Here is a 24,971-nt window from a genome sequence, read left to right as displayed (position 1 = left end):
CGTGTAAAACATGAAGAATAGGCGCTCCTTTGAAACCAGATACTGTCGGATGTATTAATGACTCAATTACCTCCTCACTCAGAAACACCGCGTTACGTTCAATACTTAAGGGTATTTGCGTTAGGATTTTGTGCGTTTATTTTTAATACATCTGAGTTTGTTCCCGTGGGTTTGTTGTCTGATATTTCATCTGACTTTGGGATTATGCCCTCGCAGACAGGCTGGATGCTGACAATCTATGCTTGGATTGTCGGACTCATGTCACTACCTATGATGCTGATCACCAGCAGAATGGAGCGGAAACGTCTGCTATTAGGCACATGTACGGTATTTGTTTTGAGTCATGGATTTTCTGCCATTGCTTGGGACTTTCAGAGTTTGTTAATCAGTCGCATTGGTGTGGCATTCTCCCATGCGGTGTTTTGGTCCATTACGGCATCCATTGCAATCCGTGTTGCGCCTCCAGGTAAGATGAATTTCGCCTTGAGTGTTTTAGCCACGGGGACAGGGATGGCCATGGTATTGGGCGTTCCTTTAGGTCGACTTATTGGACAGACTCTTGGTTGGCGAATGGCGTTTGAAGCCATTGGTATTGCGGCATTTGTCACTACCGTTGCGGTATTCCGTTTGTTGCCACCTCTGCCTAGTATGACCACAACGGGTTTAGGTAGTAAGGTAAAATCTGTTTTTACCAATAAGATATTGTTCACCATTTATTTTGCGATTTTATTGGTGTTTACCGCCCATTATACGTCTTATAGCTACATAGAACCGTTTTTGAAAACCTTTGAAAATATCTCTGATTCAATGACAACTGGGGTGCTTTTAACGTTTGGTTTAGCGGGTATCATTGGTAGTACAACGTTTGGGTACTTTGGTGAAAAGTACGGTAATCAGTTAATGATTGGCAGTGCTGCAGGTTTAGCGGTCTGTATGTTAGTGCTTGGGTTGGCGGCGAACATTACCTGGTTGATGATTGCTGTCACTGTGGTTTGGGGGGCATCACTAATTTTGACGACGCTATCTATGCAAGCCCGTGTATTAGGGATTGATGAAGGTGCTTCGGACATTATCATGTCTCTGTATTCAGGCATTATTAATGTGGGCATCGGCGCTGGAGCCTTACTTGGCAGTGTTGTCATTGAACGTGCTGGCATTGCTTATACGACTTATGCGGGTGCTTTTGTGGCCTGTTTGTCCCTCTTGGTAATCTACTACATTACCAAGCTGGGACTAAAACAGGTTGCGGTTAGCGGCGGACATTAGGGGCTTTACTGCAACAGTGAGGTACGTGCTTTGCGTTTGCCCGAATGTTTTCATCTTTCATGGTGGCTAAAGAAAAATACCAACGTTTTATAAAGTTAGAGCGATCAACTTCTAGCCCCACCTTTGTTAAGGTATTTAAGCAGTCTTCTAACGTTATAATCGAAGCATCATAGCTGAAAGCAAGCTTACCAGTGCGAGGTTTATAAGACTTGACCTTTGCACTGGGCAATGCTTTAAACAGCTCCTTCAAATTCCCTAGGGACCAAGTGCCCTCTTGTGTCTGATCTGTTGTTTTAAACGTCAAACTAACAGTATGTTCAAAAGCGGATTTAGACATATCTGCTCCATTTTTTAGCCGACTGGGCTTAGCGAGAGTCGCTAAGCCAAAACCACCAAACTATGAAACCCATTAAGGCAACACCTAGTACATTGATTAAAATATCCATGATTAGTCTCCTTTAGTTGGCGTTGTTGAAGGCTTAAATAAGCGTAATCGATTGGCATTTAGTACCACAGTAATGGATGACAGTGACATTGCAGCACCAGCGATCACCGGACTGAGTAGCCATCCTGTGAATGGAAATAACAGACCCGCAGCGACAGGGATACCTAAGGCGTTATAGCCAAATGCCCCCCAAAGGTTTTGCTTGATATTGTTTAGAGTCCCTTGGCTCACAGCAATAACACTCACCACATTATTGAGGTCATTACCAATGAGGGTAATGTCAGCACTTTCCATGGCCACATCTGTCCCAGCTCCCATGGCAAAGCCTACGTCAGCTTGAGCCAATGCTGGGGCATCATTAATACCGTCACCGATCATGCCGACTACAAACCCCTGTTGCTGCAAAGATTTGATGTGAGCATGTTTGTCTTCAGGGCGCATCTCAGCTTTGAAGTCATCTATGCCTACTTCTTTTGATACGGCTGCAGCGGTTTGCTCATTATCACCGGTTAGCATGACGACCTTTATCCCTTGATCATGTAGCGCTTGGATTGCATTAGCCGAACCGGATTTAACCTTGTCTGTAATATTAAATACAGCCAATAGGTCTTTATTTTTAGCAACATAGACATGTGAGCCTTGGCCCAAGTCAGTGACTTTGGAAAGATCTACATGGTTGTCCTGCATTAACTTCCCATTACCCAGTAAATACGTCTCCCCATTGATGTCGCCAGAAACACCTTGTCCTGTAATGGATTTGAAATTCTTCACTTGCGCTTCAGCGTATACATCAGATATCCCTTCCACCTCAACATAGTTAAGTAAGGCTTCTGCTAACGGGTGGTTGGCACCCTTCTCTAAGGCCTGAATAACACCGTGAACCTCTGATTGGGATAATTCACCATGGTACTGAGTTGCATCAACTACCGGTTTGCCCTCAGTGATGGTGCCTGTTTTATCGACTACCACTAGGTTAATTTCACTGGCCTTTTGCAGGGCATCACCGTTTCGAATCAAGCCTCCAAACTCCGCTGCTTTACCGATACCAATCATAGTTGAAATAGGTGTAGCCAAGCCTAGGGCACAGGGACAAGCAATAATCAGCACAGAAACCGCAGCTACTAGCATGTTTACAGAAACGGGAGATGGACCAAAATTGAACCAGAGCAATGCGGCAGCCGTAGCAATTAACATCACGCTTGGAACAAAGATAGCTGAAACTTTATCCGCAAGTTTACTGATAGGCGGTTTTGAATTCTGTGCTTCTCCCACCATGTTAATGATCTGAGCAAGCAATGTGTCAGCACCGATCTTAGTGGCTCGATAGGTAAAGCTACCATTACCATTGACGGTGCCAGCAGACACATTGCTCCCTTGTGATTTTTCAACGGGAACGGGTTCACCTGTTAGCATGGACTCATCTATTACGGATTCGCCTGATAAAAGGATGCCGTCCACAGGAAGCTTCTCACCCGCCTTTACTTGAATGGTATCGTCTATCTGAATGTCGCTAATGGCCACAGTTTGAGACCTATTATTCCGGACGACCGTGGCATGACGTGGACGTAAATCCAACAAGCGTTTTAGTGCTTGGCTGGTTTTACCTCGCGCTCTTACTTCCAATGCTTGCCCTAGGTTAATTAAACCTAAAATCATGGTGCTGGCTTCAAAATAGAGGTGGCGAGACGCTTCAGGTACCCAAGTAGGTGCGATCACCACCGCCATTGAATAGACCCAAGCCGCTCCCGTACCTAAGGCAATTAACGTGTCCATGTTACTGCTGCGATGTAAGAATGCACGCCACGCACTACGATAATAATGGCCACCAGAAAACACCATCACAGCCAAGGTCAGGACGCCAATAGCGCCCCATGTCCACTGCTGTATTGTGGTGCTGATCATCATAGAGCCACCCAGTAGCCCCCAAAGCATGAGAGGAACACCAACAGCCAACCCAGCAAACGCATTACGAAATTTTGTGACTAACTCTTGGTGCTCTTTTTCGTCTCGCTCCTTTTGAGCTACTTCAGGATCAACAATCTGTGTTGCCCCGTAGCCCACATTGGTCACTGCCATAATCAAGGCGTCAACGCCTTGATTACCGCGCACCTGAGCCGTTCGGCTGGCAAAATTTACCTCAGCGTGTTGTACGCCAGGAACCTTATCAAGGGCCTTTTGTATGGTGTTCACGCATCCAGCACAGGTAATCCCGGAGAGTTGTAATTGAATGCTGTCTTCGTTGTTTAATTCAGCACCCTCTTCTTTGACGACATCAGAAGGCTGCACTTGAGTTTGTTCATGAGCATGCTCATTGCTTGTTTTAGTTGTTGTTAAGGCGGGCTCAGGCTCTTGTGCAGGCACCTCATATTGCCCTAGTAGTTCATACCCTGTTTCTTCAATGAGTGTTTCAATTTGTGACTCATGTAATTGAGTCTGGATTTCTAGGCGGTTGTCTTTAGGAGTGCCGACCACTTCCGCACTAGGATCTTTCTCTTTAATGGCCCGTCGCACTTTGCTGACACAGCCTTGGCATGACATGCCTGTGACATTCAAATCGAACTCAAAAATATTCGGTGCATCCGGTGCCACAGGATGCGTTTGGTTAACATCACTCATTTAATGCTCCTTAGAACAGCAATCTGTTTCCTGTTCCCATTCTTCGATAAGACAACAAATGGAGTGGCCATTAGGGATGCCATCCTCCATTTCTTCCCAAGTTGCGAGAGCCGCCTCCATTTTAGCGAGGTGTGCTTGAAGCTCTGCTATCTGGCGTTTTGTTTCGGGGACTTTTTGTCGCAATAAGTCGCGAACCAGTGGACAAGGAGAATCACCAGAATCTGATTGTTCAAAAATTTCAGCGATTTGTTTTAGACTAAACCCCAACAAACGTGCCTGTTGAATAAACCTAATTCGCTTCAGTGCAGCGGCGTCATACTGCTGATAGCCATTATTCGGGTTTCGCGTAGAGTGAATAAGTCCTTCGCGAGTGTAGTGACGCACTGTTTCACCGGTAACCCCTGCTGCTTTTGCCAGTTCTCCGACTTTCATAATGCCCCCTGTTATTTCATTCGTCCTATCTTAGAACCTTTGTGTAACACATAGGTCAAATGTCGAATAGCGAATACACCTGAAAAATTGATACAAACGGATATTTGCGCAAATCTTCAAGATTGCTTTCATGCTTCTTACATAAAGACAGGCACGGGATAACCGAGTAAAGTAAACGGCTTATGGACTTTAAATGTTATCTTCACGCTTATGATTGCTGTATTTGTTCAGGCGCTTACGCCGATTATTCTCCTTGCTGGCCTTGGAATACTACTCTCTAGAAAGACCCAATATCTTGATAGTCCACAGTTAGGTGCCTTGGTGTCCAACATAGGGATCCCTGCTTTGTTATTGCACTCCATCTTAAATATGAAGATGGAATTGTCCGGTATGCTGTCTCTCGTGGCCGTGACGATTGTGATTTTAGTATTAGTAGGTGTAGCGTCATTTGTGTTTTTAAAACTATTAGGATTACCGGTTCGCTTTTATTTACCTCCTTTGGTAAACCCGAATACAGGTAATCTTGGAACACCAGTGGCCTATGCGTTATTTGGTGTAGAAGGATTGACGGTTGCTATTGTGGTGAGTTCTGTTGTCCAGATCAGTCATTTCACTTTAGGGGTGGGATTTATGTCAGGCAGTTATCATCCTAAGCAATTAGTGAAGAACGGTCCTGTTTTAGCCCTAATAGTAGGTGGGGTATTTAGTGGTATGCAACTGAGCTTACCCGAAGCTGTTATGAATACTCTTGGGATGCTGAGTGCAATCACCTTACCCATTATGTTGATGCTACTCGGTAAGTCCCTAGCCAGTCTTAGTATTAATGATAAAAGCCAAATTAAACGAGTCGTCAGCCTTTCTCTGTTCAGACCCCTAATTGGTTCAGGTGTTGCGTTACTGGTGGTGCCTTTTTTTAACTTTAATAGTGTTGAAACCGCAACCATTGTCATGTTGCACGGCATGTCTGTGGCGGTGATCAGTTATATGTTGGCAACACGCTTTGATGGCCCAAAAGACGAAATTGCACTTATGATAATGCTCTCATTGCCCGTATCACTTGGTGTCGCGGGTGGGGTTTGGTGGTGGTTTCAGTAGCTCAACTGAGCTAGCGAACAAGGGGCGCTGACTTGATGGTTGCCCAGACCGTCATTCCGTTTGTTAAAGCCAGATTATGTACAGATAATCGGGTGATACTTGATACAAGCTCAATGCCATTAATATCAATGGTAACGGTTGCAAGGGCAGAAGATTCATTTGTTACGATGTTCGAAATACGGCCTTTGAAGCTATTTAACGCACTTGAATCTGACATGGCAGTTAAGCTAAGGCTTACTTGATTCGCTTTAATAAATAGCTTAACAGTGCTTCCCTTGGATGCACTCAAATTTGGGACAATGAGATCACCCAGCGGGGTGTTGACTCTAGTGAGCTGCCATGCAGACAGTTCTTCCATTACTTCTCCAGCAACGGCAGTACCCATTCCTCCTAATTCAGAAGCTTCGGGGCCAAGACGCGCCAGTATGTTATTAGGTTCCCCTATTGCACTGATATTGCCATTCTCTAAATACACGACACGATCGGAAATACGAGCCACTTCTTCTATAGAATGGCTCACATATAATATGGGAATCTGAATCTCTCGAGTGAGTTTCTCTATGTACGGCAGAACTTCCTGTTTTCTTTGGCTATCGAGGGCTGCTAAGGGTTCATCCATTAATAATAAACGAGGACGTCTAAAAATAGCTCGAGCAATGGCCACCCTTTGCTTTTCTCCCCCAGAAAGCTCATGGGGCATGCGAGATAATAAATGTTCGATACCTAAAACCTGAGCTAGATGAGCTTGCTCACTTTCTGTGGACTTAGACACCGCGCGCTTTAAGGCATAATCCAGATTCTGTTGCACTGTGAGATGCGGAAACAAACTGGCCTCTTGAAAGACATAGCCAACCGCCCTTTCATGAACTGGCACATGATGATTATCTGTGAGCCACTTAACATCGCCTATGGAGAGGCTTCCTACAGCGTCAACTTCCAAGCCTGCAATCACCCGTAATAACGTGGTTTTACCAGAACCTGATACCCCCATAATCCCAGTGATTCCAGATAAAGGGAGCTGCATTGCAATTTGCAGTTTAAAGTCTTCTTTTCGTTTCAGGGTAATATCTAACGACAGGGTTTTAGCCTTTTCCATTAGTATGCTCCATGGGACATTGCTTTAGTGCTTTTCGTACCATAAAGGAGCAGCAAGACTACAAAAGAAAACCCAAGCATTAACGCGGCTAAAGTATGAGCTTCTGCATATTCTAGCGCTTCAACGTGATCATACATTTGTACCGCAACCACACGGGTTTCTTCTGGAATATTGCCTCCAATCATCAACACCACGCCAAATTCACCGACTGTATGGGCAAAACTTAATACAGCAGCAGTAAATAGACCGGGTTTAATTAAGGGTAACACCACTGTGAAGAAACGATCCCAAGGGCCTGCACCTAACGTCGCTGCAACTTCCAAGGGGCGCTCCCCTAGTTTCTCTATGGCGTTTTGAATGGGATAGACTGCAAAGGGTAGCGAATAAATGACAGAAGCAATAACCAACCCTGAAAAGGTAAAAGGCAGTAACCCAATACCTAAAAACTGTGTTGTTTGGCCTATGAATCCGTGTGGCCCCATGGAAATCAGTAAGTAAAAACCGAGCACCGTAGGGGGTAAGATAAGGGGCAAGGACAGTATTGCGGCAATTGGTGCTTTCAGTTTGGAGCCAGTGCGTGCTAGCCACCAAGCAATCGGGGTGGCTAGACATAGCAATAGAATCGTAACCGTTGTGGCAAGCTTTATTGTCAGCCAAATAGCGGCTAAGTCTGATTCTGATAAGTACACTGAGTGTCCATTATTGTATTTTGTAGCCGTATGATTGAATCACCTGGTGCGCCTCATCCGACTTTAAGTAATCTAAAAATTCTTGTGCTGCGGCGTTACGTTCAGCACTTTTCATCAGTACAGCGTCTTGGCGAATGGGTAGATAGAATTCGTCAGGAATGATCCATACTGAGCCATGGGTAATCTTATTGTTCTGGGTGATCTGTGACAAGGCAACAAAGCCAATATCAGCATTTGACGTGTCTACATATTGGAAGGTCTGGGCGATGTTATTACCTGTCACCCATTTAGTTTGCGTTTTGTCTACCAACTCTAGGGTTTCCAGGGTTTGTAATGCCGCTAAGCCATAGGGTGCTAACTTAGGGTTCGCCATGGCTAAACGGTTAAAGTCATCTTCATCGAGTATTTTACCTAAAGGATCTACTTTTTCGGGATCCGCTGACCAAAGTGCGAGTTGTCCCTCTGCGTAAGTGAAGCGTGATTCTGCTAATGCAAGATCCTCTTTAATCAAAGCTTCTGGTTTCGCTTGATCTGCAGAAAGGAAGACTTCAAACGGTGCACCATTTGAAATTTGAGCATAGAACTTTCCAGATGAACCAAAAGACAGTTCAACTTCATGGCCAGTTTGACCTTCAAAATTAGCTGCAATGACTTTTGCGGGTGCCGTAAAGTTAGAAGCCACTGCTACATTTATCGTATCAGCAAAAGCCATATTGGAAGTGAACGCATAGGCCAACACACAGGCTGGGAAAATAGTACGAAAAGGCACCGCTTATCTCCTTCATTAAGAAACATTCCCATTAGAATAACCCGCATACATGTCATGGGATAACTCAAATTGGCTAGAAAAAAAGGAAATAGCGTCTGTCCCACATAAGAGGAAATGGGACAGCTTTATTTAAAAAGTGGTATTAAGGGAATTGAAGTCAGTCAGTTTAAAAAACGAACCATCTTGTTCAAAATTTTTAAGGGTTTTGCTTTTTAAACTATCCGCGTTAAATGTACTTGGCTCTGACACTTCGGAATGGGCATAACGGTCAGTGTAATCTTCGGAAGTAGTTGTATAGATATCAAGCAAATCATTTTGCGCAACCACACTTACCTGACTGTCTGCACTGACTGTTAAGCTAATAAAAGGTAAGACAATAAAGAGGGTTTTGATGGCATATTTACTCATGATTTTACCTAGATACAAAATCAATTTACTGAACAAATTATAACAACCAGTGACTTAAACTGCGTTATCCTGCCGATGAGTTAACTTCTTTTTCCAAACTGTGACATCATATTTCAATTATGCTGCCACACTGTGCACAGCATTCCATTCTCTCACTGTGATTTGACTATCATTGAAAGCAACAAAAAAGGACACCCCGTGGTGCCCTTTTTATAAAGTTATCTCGTATCAATAATGTGCTGACGACTTAAACTTTAAGCTTCCAATTCACTTCTTGACCGGCATGAAAAGGAACAATCGGCTCGCCAGTAGGCAACATGATAGATTCTGGAACCGTCCAAGATTCACGGACCAAGGTAATGGTTTCCTTGTTGCGTGGTAATCCATAGAAATCCGCACCATGTAAGCTTGCAAAGCCCTCAAGCTTGTCCAGAGCATTAAGATCTTCAAATACTTGTGTGTACAGCTCAATAGCAGACCAAGCACTGTAACAACCAGCACAACCACAGCTAGACTCTTTACGATGTTTAGCGTGAGGAGCTGAATCTGTTCCTAAGAAGAATTTAGGATTACCTGTCTGGACCGCAGCACGTAGAGCTTCTTGATGTGTTGAGCGCTTAAGTACTGGTAGACAGTAGTTGTGCGGACGAACGCCACCATCCAGTAAGTCATTACGGTTCAGCATTAGATGCTGAGGTGTGATGGTTGCCGCAACGCCATCACGGGCTTCGGCAACGAAATCAGCAGCATCTTTCGTAGTAATGTGCTCAAACACTACTTTAAGAGTAGGAACGCGCTCTACAATCTTAACTAGGTGTTGATCAATAAAGGCTTTCTCACGATCAAAAATATCAATATGTTTTTGCGTCACTTCGCCATGAATTAGCAATAGCATTCCTGCATCTGCTAAGGCTTCAAACACCGGATAAAGCGTTTCTAAAGAACTTACACCAGAATCTGAGTTAGTGGTGGCACCAGCAGGATACATTTTAGCTGCGACAGCACCAGCCTCTTTCGCAGCGCGAATGTCCTCAGCTGTGGTCTTATCCGTTAAATAGATGGTCATAAGTGGCGTAAAGTCCACATCCGCGGGGATCGCTGCTTCAATACGTTGACGGTATGCGATAACACCCTCTGCGTTTATGACAGGTGGAACTAGGTTAGGCATAACAATTGCGCGGCCAAAGCAACGGGCTGTGGCAGGCACAGTTTCTTTAAGCATCTCGCCATCGCGGAAATGAAGGTGCCAGTCATCAGGGCGAATAATAGTGATTTGATCCATTTCAAAACCTGCTTTTTATCTGTGATAAAGGGAACTAAAACTGCTAAAAACATGGTCTTACAACGGGCCTGAACCATGATTTATAGCTTAGACAAAAGCGCTACATGTGGTTAATCATCGAACGAAAGCAGTCAAAGGTTACCTTATTAATGCTCTGGCAAGATCAATAACGCAAGGAGCCTCATTAGGTGCTTCCTAGTAAGATAAAGACATGAAGCGTTTATCAATTTTTTTTAAACAAATAAAAGCCGAGCTAGGCTCGGCTTTATAGAACTTATACTTACTTAGATCTTGGGCGTGGCTTACGATCTTTGTTAAAGGCTCTTGGCTTACGATCACCACGATCATTGCCGCCATTATGTGATCGACGACGAGGCGCTGGGGCTGGGCGATCAAAGGTAGCATCGTCAGCTTTTTCCAGCTCAGTGATGTCTGAGCGTTGACCACAAATACGAGTTTTCGCAAGTTTACCAATCACCTGCTTGCTCATATCTGAAGGTAAATCGACCGTTGCGAAATCTTCAAAGATCTCAATATGACCAATCAATTTGCTATCGATGTCCGCTTCGTTAGCAATGGCGCCTACGATGTTGCCTGGCTTAACACCGTCACGGTAACCGACTTTAAGCAAGTAACGAGTCATCTCAACAGACGGATTGTCTTTAAGAGGCATCGCTTCTTTAGAAAGGTTACGTGGTTTACGCGGTGCACGATCACCTCGATCAGGGCGTTCTTGGCGCTCACGAGGTTTAAATTCGATCTCTTTCAAGATAAGAGGCGTTTTGCCTTGAGCCATAAACGCCAACGCAGCGGCGGCTTTTATCGGATCGACTTCATTATCTTTTTGGTAGCTTTCAACCAGCTCGATAAAGAAATCAAGATCTTCATTGTCCATCGTATCTGTGATGCGCTGTTTGAAGCGAGAGATACGCTGAGCGTTGATGTCAGAGGCGGTCGGAAGCTGCATGCGCTCGATCGTTTGACGTGTTGCGCGCTCAATTTGTTGCAGCATACGACGTTCGCGGTGTCCTACAAATAGAATCGCAGTACCAGTACGACCGGCACGGCCAGTACGACCAATACGGTGTACGTAAGATTCTGTATCGTATGGAATGTCGTAGTTTACAACGTGGCTCACTCGATCTACGTCCAAACCACGTGCTACAACATCTGTCGCAACAAGGATGTCAATTTGACCCTTCTTAATGCGATCAACTGTACGCTCACGTAAGTTTTGGCTGATGTCACCGTTTAAGGCTTCACAGGCATGACCACGGGCTGTTAGCTTTTCAGCTAGCTCAACCGTTGCGGCTTTAGTGCGCACAAAGATGATCATACCGTCGTGTTCGTTCATTTCTAGAATACGGGTTAAGGCATCTAGCTTATGAAGACCACTCACCTGCCAGTATTTCTGAGAAATAGTCGTGGCAGTCGAAGTTTTGGTTTGAATCTTAACTTCTTTCGGGTTGTTCAAATGTTGTTGAGCAACCTTACGGATCACACTCGGCATGGTCGCAGAGAACAATGCGATCTGACGAGATTTAGGGGTGTGCTCAAGAATCCACTCAACATCGTCAATGAAGCCCATGCGAAGCATTTCATCTGCTTCATCAAGAACCAGTGCCTGCAAGCCATCAAGCTGCAAAGTACGACGACGAATATGGTCCATAACACGACCAGGTGTACCGACAACAACTTGTGCGCCACGTTTTAGCTGACGTAGTTGTGAGTCATAGGACATACCACCATAAATGGGTAGCACGTGAAAATCCGGAATATGGCGAGCATAGCTCTGGAATGCTTCTGATACTTGAATGGCCAACTCACGTGTTGGCGCCAACACCAATAATTGTGGTGTTTTGTTTGCCACGTCAATACGAGATAACAATGGCAACGCGAATGCGGCTGTCTTACCCGTACCTGTCTGCGCTTGACCAAGAAGGTCATGCCCTTCTAACAAAAATGGAATACTTTGCGCTTGAATGGCAGAAGGTTGTTCATAACCTAGTTCACTAACCGCTTTAAGGACTGGGGCGGCTAAACCCAAAGAATCAAAAGTAGGCTGAATATCAGCGTCAGACATGTAGATGGTAACCTTTAAATAGGATGGGAGACGTGCATAAGTGCACCGAGAAATCAATCGCGCATTTTAGTGCAATAACGTGAATTTAGCTAGTAGAAAATGCTAAATTCACGAATATAACCAATGTTTCCTTTTTCTACTGGTGCGCTTTCGAGTCAATCATAATAGCTAACCAACGCATTCTTGGGTTTGCTTCTAAGGCGATTTTAATAATGATAGTCAATGGAATGGATAAAAGCATACCCACTGGACCAAAGACCCATCCCCATAGAATCAAAGATAAGAACACCACTAAGGGTGATAACCCTACCCCACGCCCCATGAACTTAGGCTCTACAAAGTTACCCATTACTAGGTTTACTACTAAAAAGCCCAGCGCAGTGAGACCAGCATAGGCACTTCCCAATTGCACAAACGCGAGAAAGACGGCAGGCACCGCCGCAATGATGGAACCAATGTTTGGCACAAAATTTAACAGGAAGGCGCAAACACCCCAAAGCAATGGGAAGTCTACCCCTAAAATCCATAACCAAATGCCTATGATCAAACCTGTACCAATACTTACCAAGGTTTTAAGCATTAAATAGCGGTTAACCGTGTCAATGAATCGATTTACCTTTTCCATAGAACCGTCTGCATCGTCCAGTGCGTAAGCTAGTTTTTTGGGTATTTCAGCCGCTTCAAATAAGATAAACACAACGGTCATGATCACTAGGAACATATTCGTCAAAACACTGCCAAGGCTGGATAAGGTGTTGGTGAACATTGACATCAATGAAGAAGGATCCATGTAGCCACGTATTTGCTGATAAGAAATATTCAACCCAAAACCATTTAACTGATTGAATAAGGCCGACATTTCTTTGCCAAAGCGCTCTTTGTACATAGGGAGTTGCTTAGTGAAATCTTCTAATGAAGCACCTACCAATAAGCCAACAAAGCTTAAACTCGTCATAATAAGTAAGACGATAATGATGATGGACGCCCAAGTTGGCACTCGATACTGCTTAAGTGTGCCGAGTAATGGTGTACAAATAATGGCGATAAATACCGACAACATAAACGGCACAATGATTTGCGAAGCGGCTTTAAGCCCCGCAATGATCAATATAAAGGCAGCAAATCCTACCAGCCAATGTATTCCTTTTCCTTCGTTCATCAATGTGACTCTCCTGCCATGAACATCCTAATTAATATGGATAAATACTCTGTGCATAGTCGGCCAAATCCTGGAGCATAATGCGTTTGCTATCAGGTAATGACTCGTCCATAGCGAGCTCATTTAAACGGGCAAAATATTGCTCCATGTTAATGGAGCCACTGCCGTCCTTCTCGAGTAATCTAATACGTCGATATTCTTCCCATTCTTCGCGCTGCTCACCATTCATTTGCTCTGGATAGTTTCTAGCAAGATAACGGGTAAACATTTCAGGCAGTCGACGATCATCAAATGTCATTTCTAACTCGCCTAAAATATCACTTGGTGTCTGTCTGATTTCTTCCATTCTCAGTTTGTCATCCCTAGAAAAGAAACCACCACTGTAAAGCATGAGATCTGGATCTTTATCGATGCGCTCATGTTCTTGCATAAATACCTGAGTGAGTTTTGCAGCTAAGCCAGATGACTGTTTAATCTTGGCTAAATTTCCGCGACAAATATCACCATCTAATCCAAGACGAGAAACAACCGATTCGTCTTTTAAAAACGTCGCTGGGGCAACGGCAGGGCATTTGTTTATATGAAGCACTTTCAAAGGCAACCGCTCTACCCCATCCCCTAACGCTTCTTTACGAGTAAAAACTCGCTCACGAATCTCATCTACAGATAGATCGATTAAAGGCTGCGCATCAGCCATCAAATCGTAAACGATGATGCCATTCTTATTGGTGGGATGTGGAGCCACCGGCACGACAAATGCTGAGAATTTACGCTCTTGGCCAAACATGCCAGAAATATGCAGGAAAGGTTTCATCCGAATAGGATCGATAAATTGTTGCAAGGACGCCTTATCACGCATTGAGAAGTAATAATCAAAGAGTTTGGGCTGCGTTTCCTTGATCAGCTTAGCTAGGGCAATCGTGCCATGAACATCCGAGAGTGCATCATGGGCCTGTTCATGCATGATGCCATTTGCCACGGTGAGATCTTCAAGTTTAAAAGAATAAGTGCCATCTTCTTTTTTGGGCCATTTAATACCTTCTGGTCGCATGGCATAGGTCATCCTTACCAAATCAATAATATCCCAGCGGGAACAAGCGTTTTGCCATTCTCTTGCGTAAGGGTCGATAAAGTTTCGGTAGAAACTATGGCGAACAACTTCATCGTCAAATCTTAAGGTGTTGTACCCCAGCGCACAGGTCCCGGGAGTGGCTAATTCTTTTTCGATGAGTCCCATGAACTCTGACTCATTAAGCCCTTCACGGTTAGCATCTTGGGGAGTGATCCCTGTTAAAAGACAGGCATCAGGATGAGGTAATACGTCATCGGCCAACTTGCAGTAAAGCATGATAGGTTCGCCAATGGGGTTAAAATCTAAATCTGTACGAATCCCCGCAAACTGCATCGGTCGGTCTTTAGCGGGATCGACTCCCGTAGTTTCAAAGTCGTACCAAAAAAACGAGGTGGTCGCACTGTTACTCACAAATAATTCCTGTTCGCTTCGTTTAAAATCAGTATTATACGCATCTAGACAAGAACTTGGCGATGAAGGAGTAATGATGTCGACGCCAGCTCAATGCCCATGTGGCTCAGCAGCCCCATACGAAATGTGTTGTGGAATGTACCACAATAATCCTGGCACTGCGCCTACCGCAGAAGCTCTCATGCGCTCCCGTTATTCTGCTTTTGCTCTGAATAAGTTTGACTATATTGCAGCAACGCAAAAATTAGACTCTGACCCAGAGCAAACCACAGATGCCATAGAAGACAGTAATGGCACCACCAAATGGACCAAGCTCACGATTACCGAGGTTCAAGATGGTGGTGAAAAGGATAAGACTGGCTTAGTCGCTTTTAGTGCTCATTTTAAGGAAGGGAAAAACACCGGAAAGTTAACTGAGCGCTCGCTTTTCAAAAAGGACAAGGGAACCTGGTATTACATTGCAGGGGAACACGAAGTTCAGGGCAACACACCTCATGTTGTGCCACAAGAATCTCGTATTGGTCGAAACGATCCATGTTCATGTGGTTCTGGTAAGAAATTCAAGAAATGTTGTGGGTGATCATTGATCACCCTTCAATTCCCACTCCGCTTTAATGGCTCTAATCTCTTCGTCTTGAACGATGAACATTTCAACTAAGTTCGGATCAAAATGTGATCCGGCATTATCTCGTATGTATTGATAGGCATCTTTAATAGGCCAGGCTTTTTTATAAGGCCTTTCCATAGTCAATGCATCAAATACATCTGCAAGGGCAACAATCCTAGCTGTCAGTGGAATGTCTTCACCTGCTAAGCCGTTAGGATAACCACTGCCATCCCAGCGTTCATGGTGCGCTAATGCAATTTCAGCCGCCATTTGAAACAAGGGTGACTGGCTATTCCCCAGAATTTTCGCCCCAATTGTTGGGTGTTGTTGCATGACTTCCCATTCTTCAGGCGTAAGTTTTCTAGGAGCTTTTAGAATATTGTCTGGAATACCAATCTTCCCAGTGTCGTGCATGGGGGCTGCTAAACGTATTCTCTCCACTTGTTCTGCATCAAAGCCGACCTTGCGTGCCAACAAGGCACAGTAATCCGCCATGCGCCACATATGAGAGCCGGTATCTTCATCATTATAGGTACCCGCTTCACTTAGCATTTTTACCGCTGCGACTAACGACTCTTCTAGCTGTGAGGTACGCTGCTTAATAATAAGTTTGTTACGCTTATCTTGTTCCGAGAGGGCTATGTGATTAGCGACACGGGCTAATGTGGTTAAAGGGGTAATAGGCTTGGTTATGAAGTCAACTGCGCCTACTTCAAAGCCTTTACGTTCATCATCAACTGACGTCATGGCGGTAATAAAGATCACAGGGACATGGGCCGTCATCGGATTGTTTTTGATCTTACGGCAAACTTCGTAGCCATTCATGCCCGGCATCATAATATCCAGCAGGACCAGATCGGGTACCTTCGCTTCAATGCTTTTGAGCGCCATCGCACCACTCTTGGCGATACGAACATCGTAATGTTTTTTTAGGATACCTTTTAAAATATCTATGTTATCGGCCATGTCATCGACAACAAGCACGCTTTTAGGCGCTAAATTAGACTCATAGGCTAATAAAGCATCATTCATATAATCAAGATCAAACATGACTCCAACACTCCTATGTCTTTGGAGTTCTGACACGGTCAAAAGCTATTATTAGGGTTGCAAGGACACGCTCACGCGGACTTACAATGGGCCCTCAAACGATCAATAGCTAAATCATAGTCATAATTATGAATAAGTTTCTGGATTTCTAATAAGTTTTCGTTATGATCAGGGCCATACAACTCAATGATCTCAGAGATCTGATCATCTACATCAGCCTCTCCGATCTCTAGGCTTTCTTTAAGTCTCGATACACGCTCAATAAATTCTTCTGTTAAGTCTTTGTCTGTCGGAGACAACTGAGCAGTTGCCGATTGGTCCTCGATTAAATCTATTTTTAAGTACCTTGTAACAAGGGCTTTCAACTCAATCGCCGCGTCGACTATACGGTTAACCTGTATGCGCTGTTCTTGTGCCGCGTGATTTTCACTGATCAACAACTCTAATGCGGCAATCTCCCTAGCGAAACTCTCGCCACCGATATTAGCCGCCGCGCCTTTAATACTGTGTAACTCATAAGATGTTGTTGGAATGGTGTCTTCATGCTCTCCTGTGTAGGGTTGCAATAGAACAAGAAACCTCTCTAATACTTCGTGATATTGATGATCATCTCCACCAAAGCGATACAAGCCTAGCTCTGGGGAAAAGGCTTTAGCAGTCATGGATTGATTCATAGGAATCACGTTATTAACAGACTCTCCAACTAACCAATGTTCTAATTTGTTAAGTAGCAATAAAGGGTCAAGAGGTTTGGTCAAGAAATCACTCATACCTGCTGATAAGGCATGTTCACGGTCTGTATCTAACGCGCCTGCAGTTAAAGCAAGAATCGGTGGATGATCTTCGCCGAGTGCTTGGATAATTCCTTGAGTCGCTTGGTAACCATCCATAATAGGCATTTGCACATCCATTAAGATCAGATCAAATGAATGTTTTTGCGCTTCTTCAACGGCGGCCTTACCGTTTTCTACAGCTAATACCTCCACGCCTAGCTTTTCCAGTAAAGCGGTGGCAATCTCGCTGTTTACAATGTTGTCTTCCGCTAACAATATCTTTTTACCAAGCAAGCTATCGCACTCGTGAAACAAGGCCAAAGGCAGGGCGCTCTCCACATCGGTGTTAGCGCCTTTTGTGCGAAGTTTATCGATGGTTTGCTCTAATTTTTTAGGGGTTATTAAGGCTAATTGTTCCCAAGGAAATTGCAGCTCCACACGTAAATTATGTCCGACAATGATCACGCGACCGCAAAATGATGAGTGTAATGCCCCAGCCTCATCATCTGACAATAGGTCGGACAAATCATCGCTAACGATCAGTACAGACGTATCACTCACCTTTTCACCCTTTCCAATATGTTGAAAGGACAAATTTAAACGGGCCAGGTGTTCAGCAGCAATATTATCTTGGGTTAGAACCAAGAGTGGGAATTCCTTTATAGAGGGACGATTACTTTCAGGTTGCAAAGGTAGAGAGACATAAAAGACGGTGCCTTCACCAACTTTACTCTCAAAAGAGATGTCTCCTCCCATTAGATTCACTAAACGTTTGGAGATCCCCAGGCCAAGACCTGTACCACCGTATATACGCGTTGTACTGGTGTCAGCTTGACTAAAACCATCAAAAATATCGTTTTCGGACTCGATGCCAATGCCAGTGTCACTAATAACAAATTGTAAACTATCCCCTTCACGTTTTACTTCCAGTATCACCTGTCCAAAATGAGTGAATTTCACCGCATTGCCGAGGATATTTACCAAAATCTGCTTAATACGAGTGACATCCCCTATCAGCTGATTCTGTAGTTCAAAATCCCGCTCAACGATTAAATCCAACCCCTTAGAATCAGAACCTGAGCGGCAGATTTCGTAAACGTACTCTAAAACTTCATCGAGATTAAAAGGGGCATATTCGAGTTGTAACTTGCCAGCCTCAACTTTGGAAAAATCCAATATGTCGTTGATGATCAACAATAGATTATTTGCAGAATTTTGAATTTTATTTAGATAGTTTCGCTGTTTTGGATGTAATTCCGTATCCAACGCCAAATGAGACATACCTATGATAGCGTTCATCGGAGTGCGAATCTCATGACTCATGGTGGCCAAAAAGTCAGACTTAGCTTTCGTTGCCGCTTGCGCTGCCAACGCCGTTTCTTGTAGCTCATTTGCTAATGCTTTTGTGCGCTTATAGGACATTAAGCTGATTTTGACTTGACGCACCAGCATCACAATTATAACCACCATAGTGGTAGTGAGGAGTGCAACTAATACCCCTAAATAGCTGAATAAACGCATCATGTCATTGCGCGCATCCACTTTATCCGCCGAACGTCTCGCTAAAGCATCAAGCACAACCTGCTCTGTTGTGCTGAGCAATGCGTTGACATGCTCAGAAATAAAGTCCAGATCTGATGGGCCAACATTGCCAGAGAATAAGCGGCTATCGATAGCATTTAGTCGCTGACGTAACTCTCTGCGGCGTTCTTCCGCATTAGGAAGTTGGTTAAACAAGTCTTTTAGCTGACCTTCAGATACAACATTAAGACGACTGTAGAGAATATCAAAACGTAGCTGCGCTTCTTCCATACGGTCAAGATCAGTGGCACTGTCTTCCCAAAGTCGCACAGCGTTTCGTAATTTTAGAGCTTCTCTATCAAGCTGGTAAGAAGCCCACAGAGCATCTTCTTCTGCAGCGGATAATAGATCTTGTTGACGTTCTACAATCTGTAGGTACAACAACACTACAACGATCAAAAACATGGCTGCGGCTGGAACTAGGGTGGCAATTACCTTACCCGCACGTGTTTTAAAAATCGTTCTCATACAAGACCCATATCCATGTCATCATATTGCATGTTTAGGCTTACTCAACAGTAATGGACTTAACCTGCCAAACAGAGCGGTTATGAATAACTTCATTATTTAGAGAAGGATCTTGATCGAATGGGTACAGCATAAAGATTGGCCCTTTATCTCGTACTGACATTCTCTCCCCGTTCATGGTCATGGCCATAAGAACGCCTCTGTCGTATGCGTCCGCGACCGGCATCTTGGCACTATAATCATTCAGTGCGGTAATGGTAAGGGTGTCACCCTCAGCACCAACAGCGTCTAAAAGAGCAGACAGTTGAGGACCAGTGAAAGTATTGACACCTTCCGTCCAAGGGGTGCTAGTGACACTGGTCATTTCCCCTAAAGCCATCAACATTTCGCGATCAAATTGCGCAGTGGAATCAATATTCGATTGAGAAATTTTTCCTTGCACAGTCAACACTACTCTGCCATCCGGTTTGTCCAGAGCCATTGCATAAGATGAGGCTGATACAACAGCAACAGAAAGAATCATTTTTCCCCAAGAATTCTGATAAATCATTAGATGCTCCGTGTTCAACTTTAAGAAGATAAATCAATACTATAAGCCCCCTGTCTTTAATTGAATCTACTGCTTACCATTCTTTACGTAATTACAACCCTTGAACACGCTGTCAAAGCTTTTATTACATGGGACACAGGGGGAAATACCCGCCAAAATTGTTGAAGTTCAAAGCGACAAAAAGTATCTTACGGGGTACTTGTAATAAAATGACAAAACGCGCATTAAATGCCACATGCGACAGAACGGAACCCTCCTATGAAAGCCATTACATTAGGCCCCCTAAACTCCGCTAACGGGGAGATTCAAATTCCTGGGTCAAAAAGTCTATCTAACCGAATTTTGCTACTTGCGACACTTGCGAAAGGCACAACTAAAATCACCAATCTTTTAGACAGTGACGACATTCGTCATATGCTAAGTGCCCTCACGAAAATGGGTGTGCGTTACACTCTTGAAGACGAAGGCACCACTTGTATTCTTGAAGGTAACGGCGGTCCATTACACGTTGAAGATGCTGACCTATTTTTGGGAAATGCTGGCACGGCTATGCGCCCTCTCACAGCGGCATTGTGTTTAGGCACAGGTTCCTACCGCCTACATGGTGAACCGCGCATGCATGAGCGCCCAATTGGTGACCTTGTTGATTCGTTGCAGGCATTAGGCGTCGCTATTTCCTATGAGGAAAATGTTAATTACCCTCCTCTTCTTATAAAAGCTAACGGCCTACCTGGCGGTGAAGTTTCCATTAAGGGAAATATTTCTAGCCAATTTCTTACTGCTTTGTTGATGAGCGCCCCTTTGGCAACATCTGATCTGACCATCAAAGTGGATGGAGAACTCGTTTCTAAGCCCTACATTGATATCACTCTACATGCTATGAAGCAGTTTGGGGTGGAAGTTGAGAACCAGAACTACCAAGCATTTGTGATTAAAGGCAATCAAACTTACCAATCACCTGGCGAAATTATGGTTGAAGGTGACGCCTCATCCGCTTCTTACTTTTTGGCTGCCGCCGCCATTGCGGGAGGTAAGATTAAAGTACATGGGGTTGGCTCAGAGAGTGTACAAGGAGATGTTAAATTTGCTGAGGTGCTCGCTAAAATGGGAGCGAAAATCACCTACGGCCCTACTTGGATAGAATCTGAACGGGGCGAATTGAATGGCATCGATATGGATATGAACCATATTCCTGATGCAGCCATGACCATTGCGACCACAGCACTCTTTGCTAAGGGACCTACCACTATTCGCAATATCTACAACTGGCGGGTAAAAGAAACAGATCGTTTATACGCAATGGCGACTGAACTTAAAAAACTCGGCGTAGAAGTGGTAGAAGGCGAAGACTTTATAAAGGTCACTCCTAATAGTACGCTTGATCTGAAACATGCAGAGATCGACACCTATAATGATCACCGCATTGCCATGTGTTTTTCTCTCGTTGCGTTTTCAAATACGCCTGTGACGATTAATGATCCAGGATGTACCTCTAAAACATTCCCGACTTACTTCTCTCTATTTGAGCAGATCAGTCATTAAGATGTTTGACTGAGAGATCATGACCAACAAAAAAGCCCGCACAGTAATCTATGCGGGCTTTTTCTATTAATATCAGTCTATCAATTAGTTCGCTGTGCGAATGGTTTCTAATTGAGACTGTAGCTCAGCTGCTTTTTCAGAGTATGCTGCTTCTTGCTGAGTGAAAGTAACAGGACCATTAAAGTCGACAGTGCTGTCCACATCAACACCCATTGTTTCAAGTTGAGCAGACAAGGCTTTTACATCGGCTTTAGCAGCCATCAAATCATCATGAATGTTATCTGATGCGGCAAAAGAGCTAGTGGCTGCAACAGCAAGAGCGGCGATAAGTGCTGGAGTTTTAAATTTCATAATAAATACCTCTAAATTCTTAAATTCTAAATCTGGTTAAATAAAACGACTGTCGATTAATATGACGCGTTTAGTTTGTTGTATTCAGCTTGTAGCTCACCTGTTTTCTCAAGGTAAACAGATTCTTTCTGACCAAAAGTGTTAGCGCCATCTAGATTAACTTCATCAGCTTGGTAACCCATGGTTTCAAGTTGATTTGAAAGCGCTTGATAACCTGCACGAGCCTCACGGTAATCAGTGAAGGTGTTAGCAAAAGCTGACGTAGATAGTGCTGAGACAGCCAAAACAGAAGCAGCTAGTGTTGTGATCTTTTTCATTTGGAACCTCCTAAAAGGTTTGATTCATATTGTTGAGCGAATGTGTTTCGCGCTTCGATGTCAGTAATATTAGCCGCGTTTTTGCTAAAAAAAAGAGTCTAAAAATGCGTTTCAAACTTCTTCCAATAACCCACTCAAACACCCTTAATTTGGCGATTTCGGTATCAAAAGTGGATAAAACGCTTTCGCTATTCTTTTTCCAGCCTAAGTTGTAAATAATAATCATGAGCGCATAGGTTTGCAGGCATATTGATATGCAATTAGACGGTCAGCTGACTCGTAAATATTCCAAATATGAATTTCTAGTCCTTCTTATAAAGCCGTAACAGATAAAAAAACAAAATTAGCTTTCTTATTTGAAATCGATAACTTCGATGATCCTTTATCTAAAAAGCTGATAAGTCCTGCAAAACAGGTAGAATAGGCGATACAGCTGGCTAACACTGGCATCACTACGCTAGAGATTTTGTAATGAAGACACCCTTGCCCTTGATAGACAACCTAGAGCATTTGGCGAATCCGTTTACCCAATTCCCCTTAATTCTTCAAGGCTTGAAGGATGGTGTGTCACTTCTCAAAGAAGATCAGTTCGTTAGAGACTTACAGCTCGCGTTATGCTTTATCTATAGCTATAACGGCTCACAAGCCACATTCAATTCTTACCGTCGCGAAGTAGAACGTTTGCTACTATGGTCCTGGTATGAAAAAGAGACCCCTGCTCTTGAATTAAAGCGAGATCAAATCGAAGAGTTCATACACTTTTGCAATACCCCACCAGAAGCTTGGATTGGTACTAAAAACGTTGCACGCTTTAAAAATCATATGGGGGAACGTGTCCCGAATGATGAATGGCGTCCCTTTGTTGCCCATGTATCAAAAATCGACTTTCGCAATGGGCAAACCCCTTTGTCACAGCACTATAGCCTTTCACAGGCAGCGATTAGGGCGACCTTTTCAATTCTGTCCTCTTATTATGGGTTTTTGATGCAAGAAGAAGCTGTGCAGCAAAACCCTGTCGCTCTCATCAGGCAAAAAAGTAAATTCGTAAAAAAAGAAGTCACTCGTCGCCAAGTTCGTCGTATTTCCAACTTACAATGGGATTATGTTATCGAAACTGCGGAACTGATGGCCGAAGAAGACCCAGCCATGCATGAACGCACCTTATTCATCATGAACGCCCTCCTTGGGATGTATTTACGAATCTCAGAATTAGTGGCTGATGAGCGTTCAGCGCCAATAATGGGGGATTTTATCAAGGACACGGACGGAAACTGGTGGTTTAAGGTGCTCTCAAAGGGGAACAAAGAACGATTAGTCAGCGTCTCAGATGAAATGCTTACCGCTTTAAAACGGTATCGACGTTTTCGACAACTTCCTGACCTCCCTACCGTTGCTGAGCCTACCGCCCTGATACCAAAGAACCGAGGACAAGGAGCCATGACCAGCTCCCGCCAAGTTCGCAACATTGTGCAACATTGTTTTGATCAAGCTTATTATCGGATGTGTGATGATGGTCTTAAATCAGATGCTGATGATTTGCGGGTAGCAACAGTACACTGGTTGCGCCACACTGGGATTTCAGAAGACGTAAAAGTACGCCCCAAAGAACACGTTCGTGAAGACGCTGGCCATGCAAGTATGGCCACGACAGACCGTTATATTGATACCGAATATCGTGAGAGACACGCCAGCGGCCGAAAGAAAACTCTACGCCCCCACTAGTAAATTAACGCCAGCGGTCTAAGGATGTTTCATCTTCTAACTTAGCATCGACCCAACGTGAGCCTTGTGCCGTCGTTTCTTTTTTCCAAAAGGCAGCACGACTTTTGAGATAATCCATGATGAAGTCGCAAGCGGCAAACGCTTCACTCCTGTGGGCGGCTGCTACCCCAACAAAAACAATTTGATCATTTACTGATAATTGCCCAATACGATGCACCACGGTTACATCAAGAAGTGGCCAACGTTGTTCAGCCTCTGTCAGGATTTGCTGAATATTACGCTCAGTCATCCCAGGATAATGTTCTAAGAAAAAGGATGAGGCTTCCGGTTCTGGGCTAAATTGACGCACACGGCCAACAAACATAGCCACTGCGCCAGTTTGATTTGCAACGCACAATTCGTCATAAAGCGTCTGAACATTAAAATCATCAACTTGAACAAATATGTTCATAATTATCCTCCCGTGACCGGAGGGAAAAATGCGACCTCATTAGCCGTCTCTAGAGAAACCACATCCGTCATACGTGCAAATTCGAAGTTTATAGAGGCTTTAATGTGATCATCCAGTAGAGCCGTATTGGATAATTGTTTTGCGAGTATTTCCCGTAAGGCTTGCACCGTCATATCTTGTGATAATTCAAAGGCAAGCTCAGATCGACCGACCGACTCTTTTAAAGCACCAAAAAACACAACATTAATGGTTGTCATCACTACTCCATGAACCAGATTTACCACCCTGTTTTTCTAGTAACTTGGTGTCCTTGATAACGATGCCTTTATCAACGGCTTTACACATATCGTATAAGGTTAAAGCAGCAACACTTGCACCTGTTAGGGCCTCCATTTCCACTCCTGTTTTACCACTTAAGGAGCAGCGGCAGAGAATCTCAATAGACTCGGTATCCAGAACATTTATCTCAACTTCCACCTTGCTAAGCATTAACGGATGGCACAAAGGAATTAAATCGGAGGTTTTTTTAGCTGCTTGGATACCAGCAATTCGCACAGTCGCCAACACATCCCCTTTCGGTAGCCCACCTTCTATTATCTTGGTCAGAGTTGTGGGAGACATTACCACCAAGGATCGTGCAATGGCTGTTCGTTTGGTGATAGCTTTATCACTCACATCAACCATATGAGCGTTGCCTTTCGCATCCAAATGCGTAAGCGATTGGGTCATAAAAAAA

24 protein-coding genes are annotated in these 24,971 nt (G+C 44.0%); 5 read left to right on the top strand and 19 right to left on the bottom strand.

The features are described 5' to 3' along the window. Positions 1 to 57 precede the first annotated feature (57 nt). Positions 58 to 1,266, top strand: coding sequence for a sugar transporter (locus ACFQ45_RS10550; protein WP_377367433.1), 1,209 nt, complete (start codon positions 58 to 60; stop codon positions 1,264 to 1,266). On the opposite strand, the gene ACFQ45_RS10545 is transcribed toward ACFQ45_RS10550, so the two are convergent. From ACFQ45_RS10545 to ACFQ45_RS10535, 3 genes are all read right to left on the bottom strand, one after another. Continuing rightward, complete coding sequence (locus tag ACFQ45_RS10545; RefSeq protein WP_377367431.1) at positions 1,250 to 1,603, bottom strand: hypothetical protein; 354 nt, start codon at positions 1,601 to 1,603, stop codon at positions 1,250 to 1,252. The two genes, ACFQ45_RS10550 and ACFQ45_RS10545, sit on opposite strands and share 17 nt — an antisense overlap. A 111-nt stretch (positions 1,604 to 1,714) precedes the next feature. After that, positions 1,715 to 4,327, bottom strand: a complete 2,613-nt coding sequence (locus ACFQ45_RS10540) for a heavy metal translocating P-type ATPase (RefSeq protein WP_377367429.1) — start codon at positions 4,325 to 4,327, stop codon at positions 1,715 to 1,717. After that, positions 4,328 to 4,759 carry a MerR family transcriptional regulator gene (locus tag ACFQ45_RS10535; protein WP_377367427.1) on the bottom strand — a complete coding sequence of 144 codons (432 nt, stop codon included), beginning with the start codon at positions 4,757 to 4,759 and terminating at the stop codon, positions 4,328 to 4,330. Positions 4,760 to 4,969: 210 nt separating this feature from the next. Here ACFQ45_RS10535 and ACFQ45_RS10530 point away from each other — a divergent pair, with 210 nt between their 5' ends. Beyond that, positions 4,970 to 5,854 (top strand): AEC family transporter, encoded by an 885-nt coding sequence (locus ACFQ45_RS10530; protein ID WP_377367425.1) that lies wholly within the window; start codon positions 4,970 to 4,972, stop codon positions 5,852 to 5,854. A 10-nt stretch (positions 5,855 to 5,864) separates the two neighbouring features. Here ACFQ45_RS10530 and modC read toward each other — a convergent pair whose 3' ends face one another. The 8 genes from modC to sbcB form a co-directional block, all read right to left on the bottom strand. Next, positions 5,865 to 6,950 carry a molybdenum ABC transporter ATP-binding protein gene (gene modC / locus ACFQ45_RS10525; protein WP_377367423.1) on the bottom strand — a complete coding sequence of 362 codons (1,086 nt, stop codon included), beginning with the start codon at positions 6,948 to 6,950 and terminating at the stop codon, positions 5,865 to 5,867. Beyond that, positions 6,950 to 7,639, bottom strand: coding sequence for a molybdate ABC transporter permease subunit (gene modB / locus ACFQ45_RS10520; RefSeq protein WP_377367421.1), 690 nt, complete (start codon positions 7,637 to 7,639; stop codon positions 6,950 to 6,952). Before modB ends, modC begins: the two co-directional genes overlap by 1 nt. Before the next feature lie 10 nt (positions 7,640 to 7,649). Further along, positions 7,650 to 8,408, bottom strand: coding sequence for a molybdate ABC transporter substrate-binding protein (modA, locus tag ACFQ45_RS10515; RefSeq protein ID WP_377367420.1), 759 nt, complete (start codon positions 8,406 to 8,408; stop codon positions 7,650 to 7,652). A gap of 129 nt (positions 8,409 to 8,537) precedes the next feature. Beyond that, a complete protein-coding gene (locus tag ACFQ45_RS10510; protein WP_377367418.1) occupies positions 8,538 to 8,816 on the bottom strand; it encodes a hypothetical protein in 279 nt (92 codons plus the stop codon). Positions 8,817 to 9,063: 247 nt separating this feature from the next. Beyond that, positions 9,064 to 10,098, bottom strand: coding sequence for a dihydroorotase (gene pyrC, locus ACFQ45_RS10505; RefSeq protein WP_377367416.1), 1,035 nt, complete (start codon positions 10,096 to 10,098; stop codon positions 9,064 to 9,066). A 280-nt stretch (positions 10,099 to 10,378) separates the two neighbouring features. Then, on the bottom strand, positions 10,379 to 12,181 hold the full coding sequence (locus tag ACFQ45_RS10500; protein ID WP_377367414.1) for a DEAD/DEAH box helicase: 1,803 nt from the start codon (positions 12,179 to 12,181) through the stop codon (positions 10,379 to 10,381). 136 nt (positions 12,182 to 12,317) lie between these two features. Then, positions 12,318 to 13,340, bottom strand: a complete 1,023-nt coding sequence (locus tag ACFQ45_RS10495) for an AI-2E family transporter (protein ID WP_377367412.1) — start codon at positions 13,338 to 13,340, stop codon at positions 12,318 to 12,320. A gap of 31 nt (positions 13,341 to 13,371) precedes the next feature. Next, on the bottom strand, positions 13,372 to 14,823 hold the full coding sequence (gene sbcB / locus ACFQ45_RS10490) for an exodeoxyribonuclease I (RefSeq protein ID WP_377367410.1): 1,452 nt from the start codon (positions 14,821 to 14,823) through the stop codon (positions 13,372 to 13,374). Positions 14,824 to 14,896: 73 nt separating this feature from the next. Here sbcB and ACFQ45_RS10485 point away from each other — a divergent pair, with 73 nt between their 5' ends. After that, complete coding sequence (locus tag ACFQ45_RS10485; protein WP_377367408.1) at positions 14,897 to 15,403, top strand: YchJ family protein; 507 nt, start codon at positions 14,897 to 14,899, stop codon at positions 15,401 to 15,403. On the opposite strand, the gene ACFQ45_RS10480 is transcribed toward ACFQ45_RS10485, so the two are convergent. The 3 genes from ACFQ45_RS10480 to ACFQ45_RS10470 form a co-directional block, all read right to left on the bottom strand. Next, positions 15,404 to 16,480: an HD domain-containing phosphohydrolase gene (locus tag ACFQ45_RS10480; protein ID WP_377367406.1), complete on the bottom strand. Its 1,077-nt coding sequence runs from the start codon at positions 16,478 to 16,480 to the stop codon at positions 15,404 to 15,406. It abuts the gene before it with no gap. Positions 16,481 to 16,551: 71 nt separating this feature from the next. Continuing rightward, positions 16,552 to 19,302 carry an ATP-binding protein gene (locus ACFQ45_RS10475; protein ID WP_377367404.1) on the bottom strand — a complete coding sequence of 917 codons (2,751 nt, stop codon included), beginning with the start codon at positions 19,300 to 19,302 and terminating at the stop codon, positions 16,552 to 16,554. Between the two features lie 40 nt (positions 19,303 to 19,342). Beyond that, positions 19,343 to 19,852 (bottom strand): molybdopterin-dependent oxidoreductase, encoded by a 510-nt coding sequence (locus ACFQ45_RS10470; RefSeq protein ID WP_377367402.1) that lies wholly within the window; start codon positions 19,850 to 19,852, stop codon positions 19,343 to 19,345. A 258-nt stretch (positions 19,853 to 20,110) separates the two neighbouring features. On the opposite strand from ACFQ45_RS10470, the gene aroA reads away from it, so the two are divergent. After that, on the top strand, positions 20,111 to 21,394 hold the full coding sequence (gene aroA, locus ACFQ45_RS10465; RefSeq protein WP_377367400.1) for a 3-phosphoshikimate 1-carboxyvinyltransferase: 1,284 nt from the start codon (positions 20,111 to 20,113) through the stop codon (positions 21,392 to 21,394). Between the two features lie 84 nt (positions 21,395 to 21,478). Here aroA and ACFQ45_RS10460 read toward each other — a convergent pair whose 3' ends face one another. Further along, the gene (locus ACFQ45_RS10460; RefSeq protein WP_377367398.1) at positions 21,479 to 21,745 is read right to left on the bottom strand and encodes a hypothetical protein; all 267 of its coding nucleotides are present in this window, start codon (positions 21,743 to 21,745) and stop codon (positions 21,479 to 21,481) included. Positions 21,746 to 21,801: 56 nt separating this feature from the next. Further along, positions 21,802 to 22,062 (bottom strand): hypothetical protein, encoded by a 261-nt coding sequence (locus ACFQ45_RS10455; protein WP_377367396.1) that lies wholly within the window; start codon positions 22,060 to 22,062, stop codon positions 21,802 to 21,804. A gap of 471 nt (positions 22,063 to 22,533) precedes the next feature. Between ACFQ45_RS10455 and ACFQ45_RS10450 the strand changes: the two genes are divergently transcribed. After that, entirely contained in the window at positions 22,534 to 23,784 is a 1,251-nt protein-coding gene (locus ACFQ45_RS10450; protein ID WP_377367394.1) for a tyrosine-type recombinase/integrase, read from the top strand. A gap of 4 nt (positions 23,785 to 23,788) precedes the next feature. Here ACFQ45_RS10450 and ACFQ45_RS10445 read toward each other — a convergent pair whose 3' ends face one another. From ACFQ45_RS10445 to moaC, 3 genes are read right to left on the bottom strand one after another with little or no spacing between them, the layout of a single operon-like run. Next, complete coding sequence (locus tag ACFQ45_RS10445) at positions 23,789 to 24,235, bottom strand: molybdenum cofactor biosynthesis protein MoaE (protein ID WP_377367392.1); 447 nt, start codon at positions 24,233 to 24,235, stop codon at positions 23,789 to 23,791. Positions 24,236 to 24,237: 2 nt separating this feature from the next. Beyond that, a complete protein-coding gene (locus ACFQ45_RS10440) occupies positions 24,238 to 24,492 on the bottom strand; it encodes a MoaD/ThiS family protein (protein WP_377367390.1) in 255 nt (84 codons plus the stop codon). Further along, on the bottom strand, positions 24,479 to 24,964 hold the full coding sequence (gene moaC, locus ACFQ45_RS10435) for a cyclic pyranopterin monophosphate synthase MoaC (RefSeq protein WP_377367388.1): 486 nt from the start codon (positions 24,962 to 24,964) through the stop codon (positions 24,479 to 24,481). The genes ACFQ45_RS10440 and moaC overlap by 14 nt, the downstream gene beginning before the upstream one ends. Between the last annotated feature and the right edge of the window lie 7 nt (positions 24,965 to 24,971).

Origin of the sequence: Rhodanobacter aciditrophus (assembly GCF_042679525.1) — a bacterium.
GTDB classification, from domain to species: Bacteria; Pseudomonadota; Gammaproteobacteria; order Pseudomonadales; family Marinomonadaceae; genus Marinomonas; species Marinomonas aciditrophus.
This window is presented reverse-complemented; position numbering and strand designations above follow the sequence as displayed.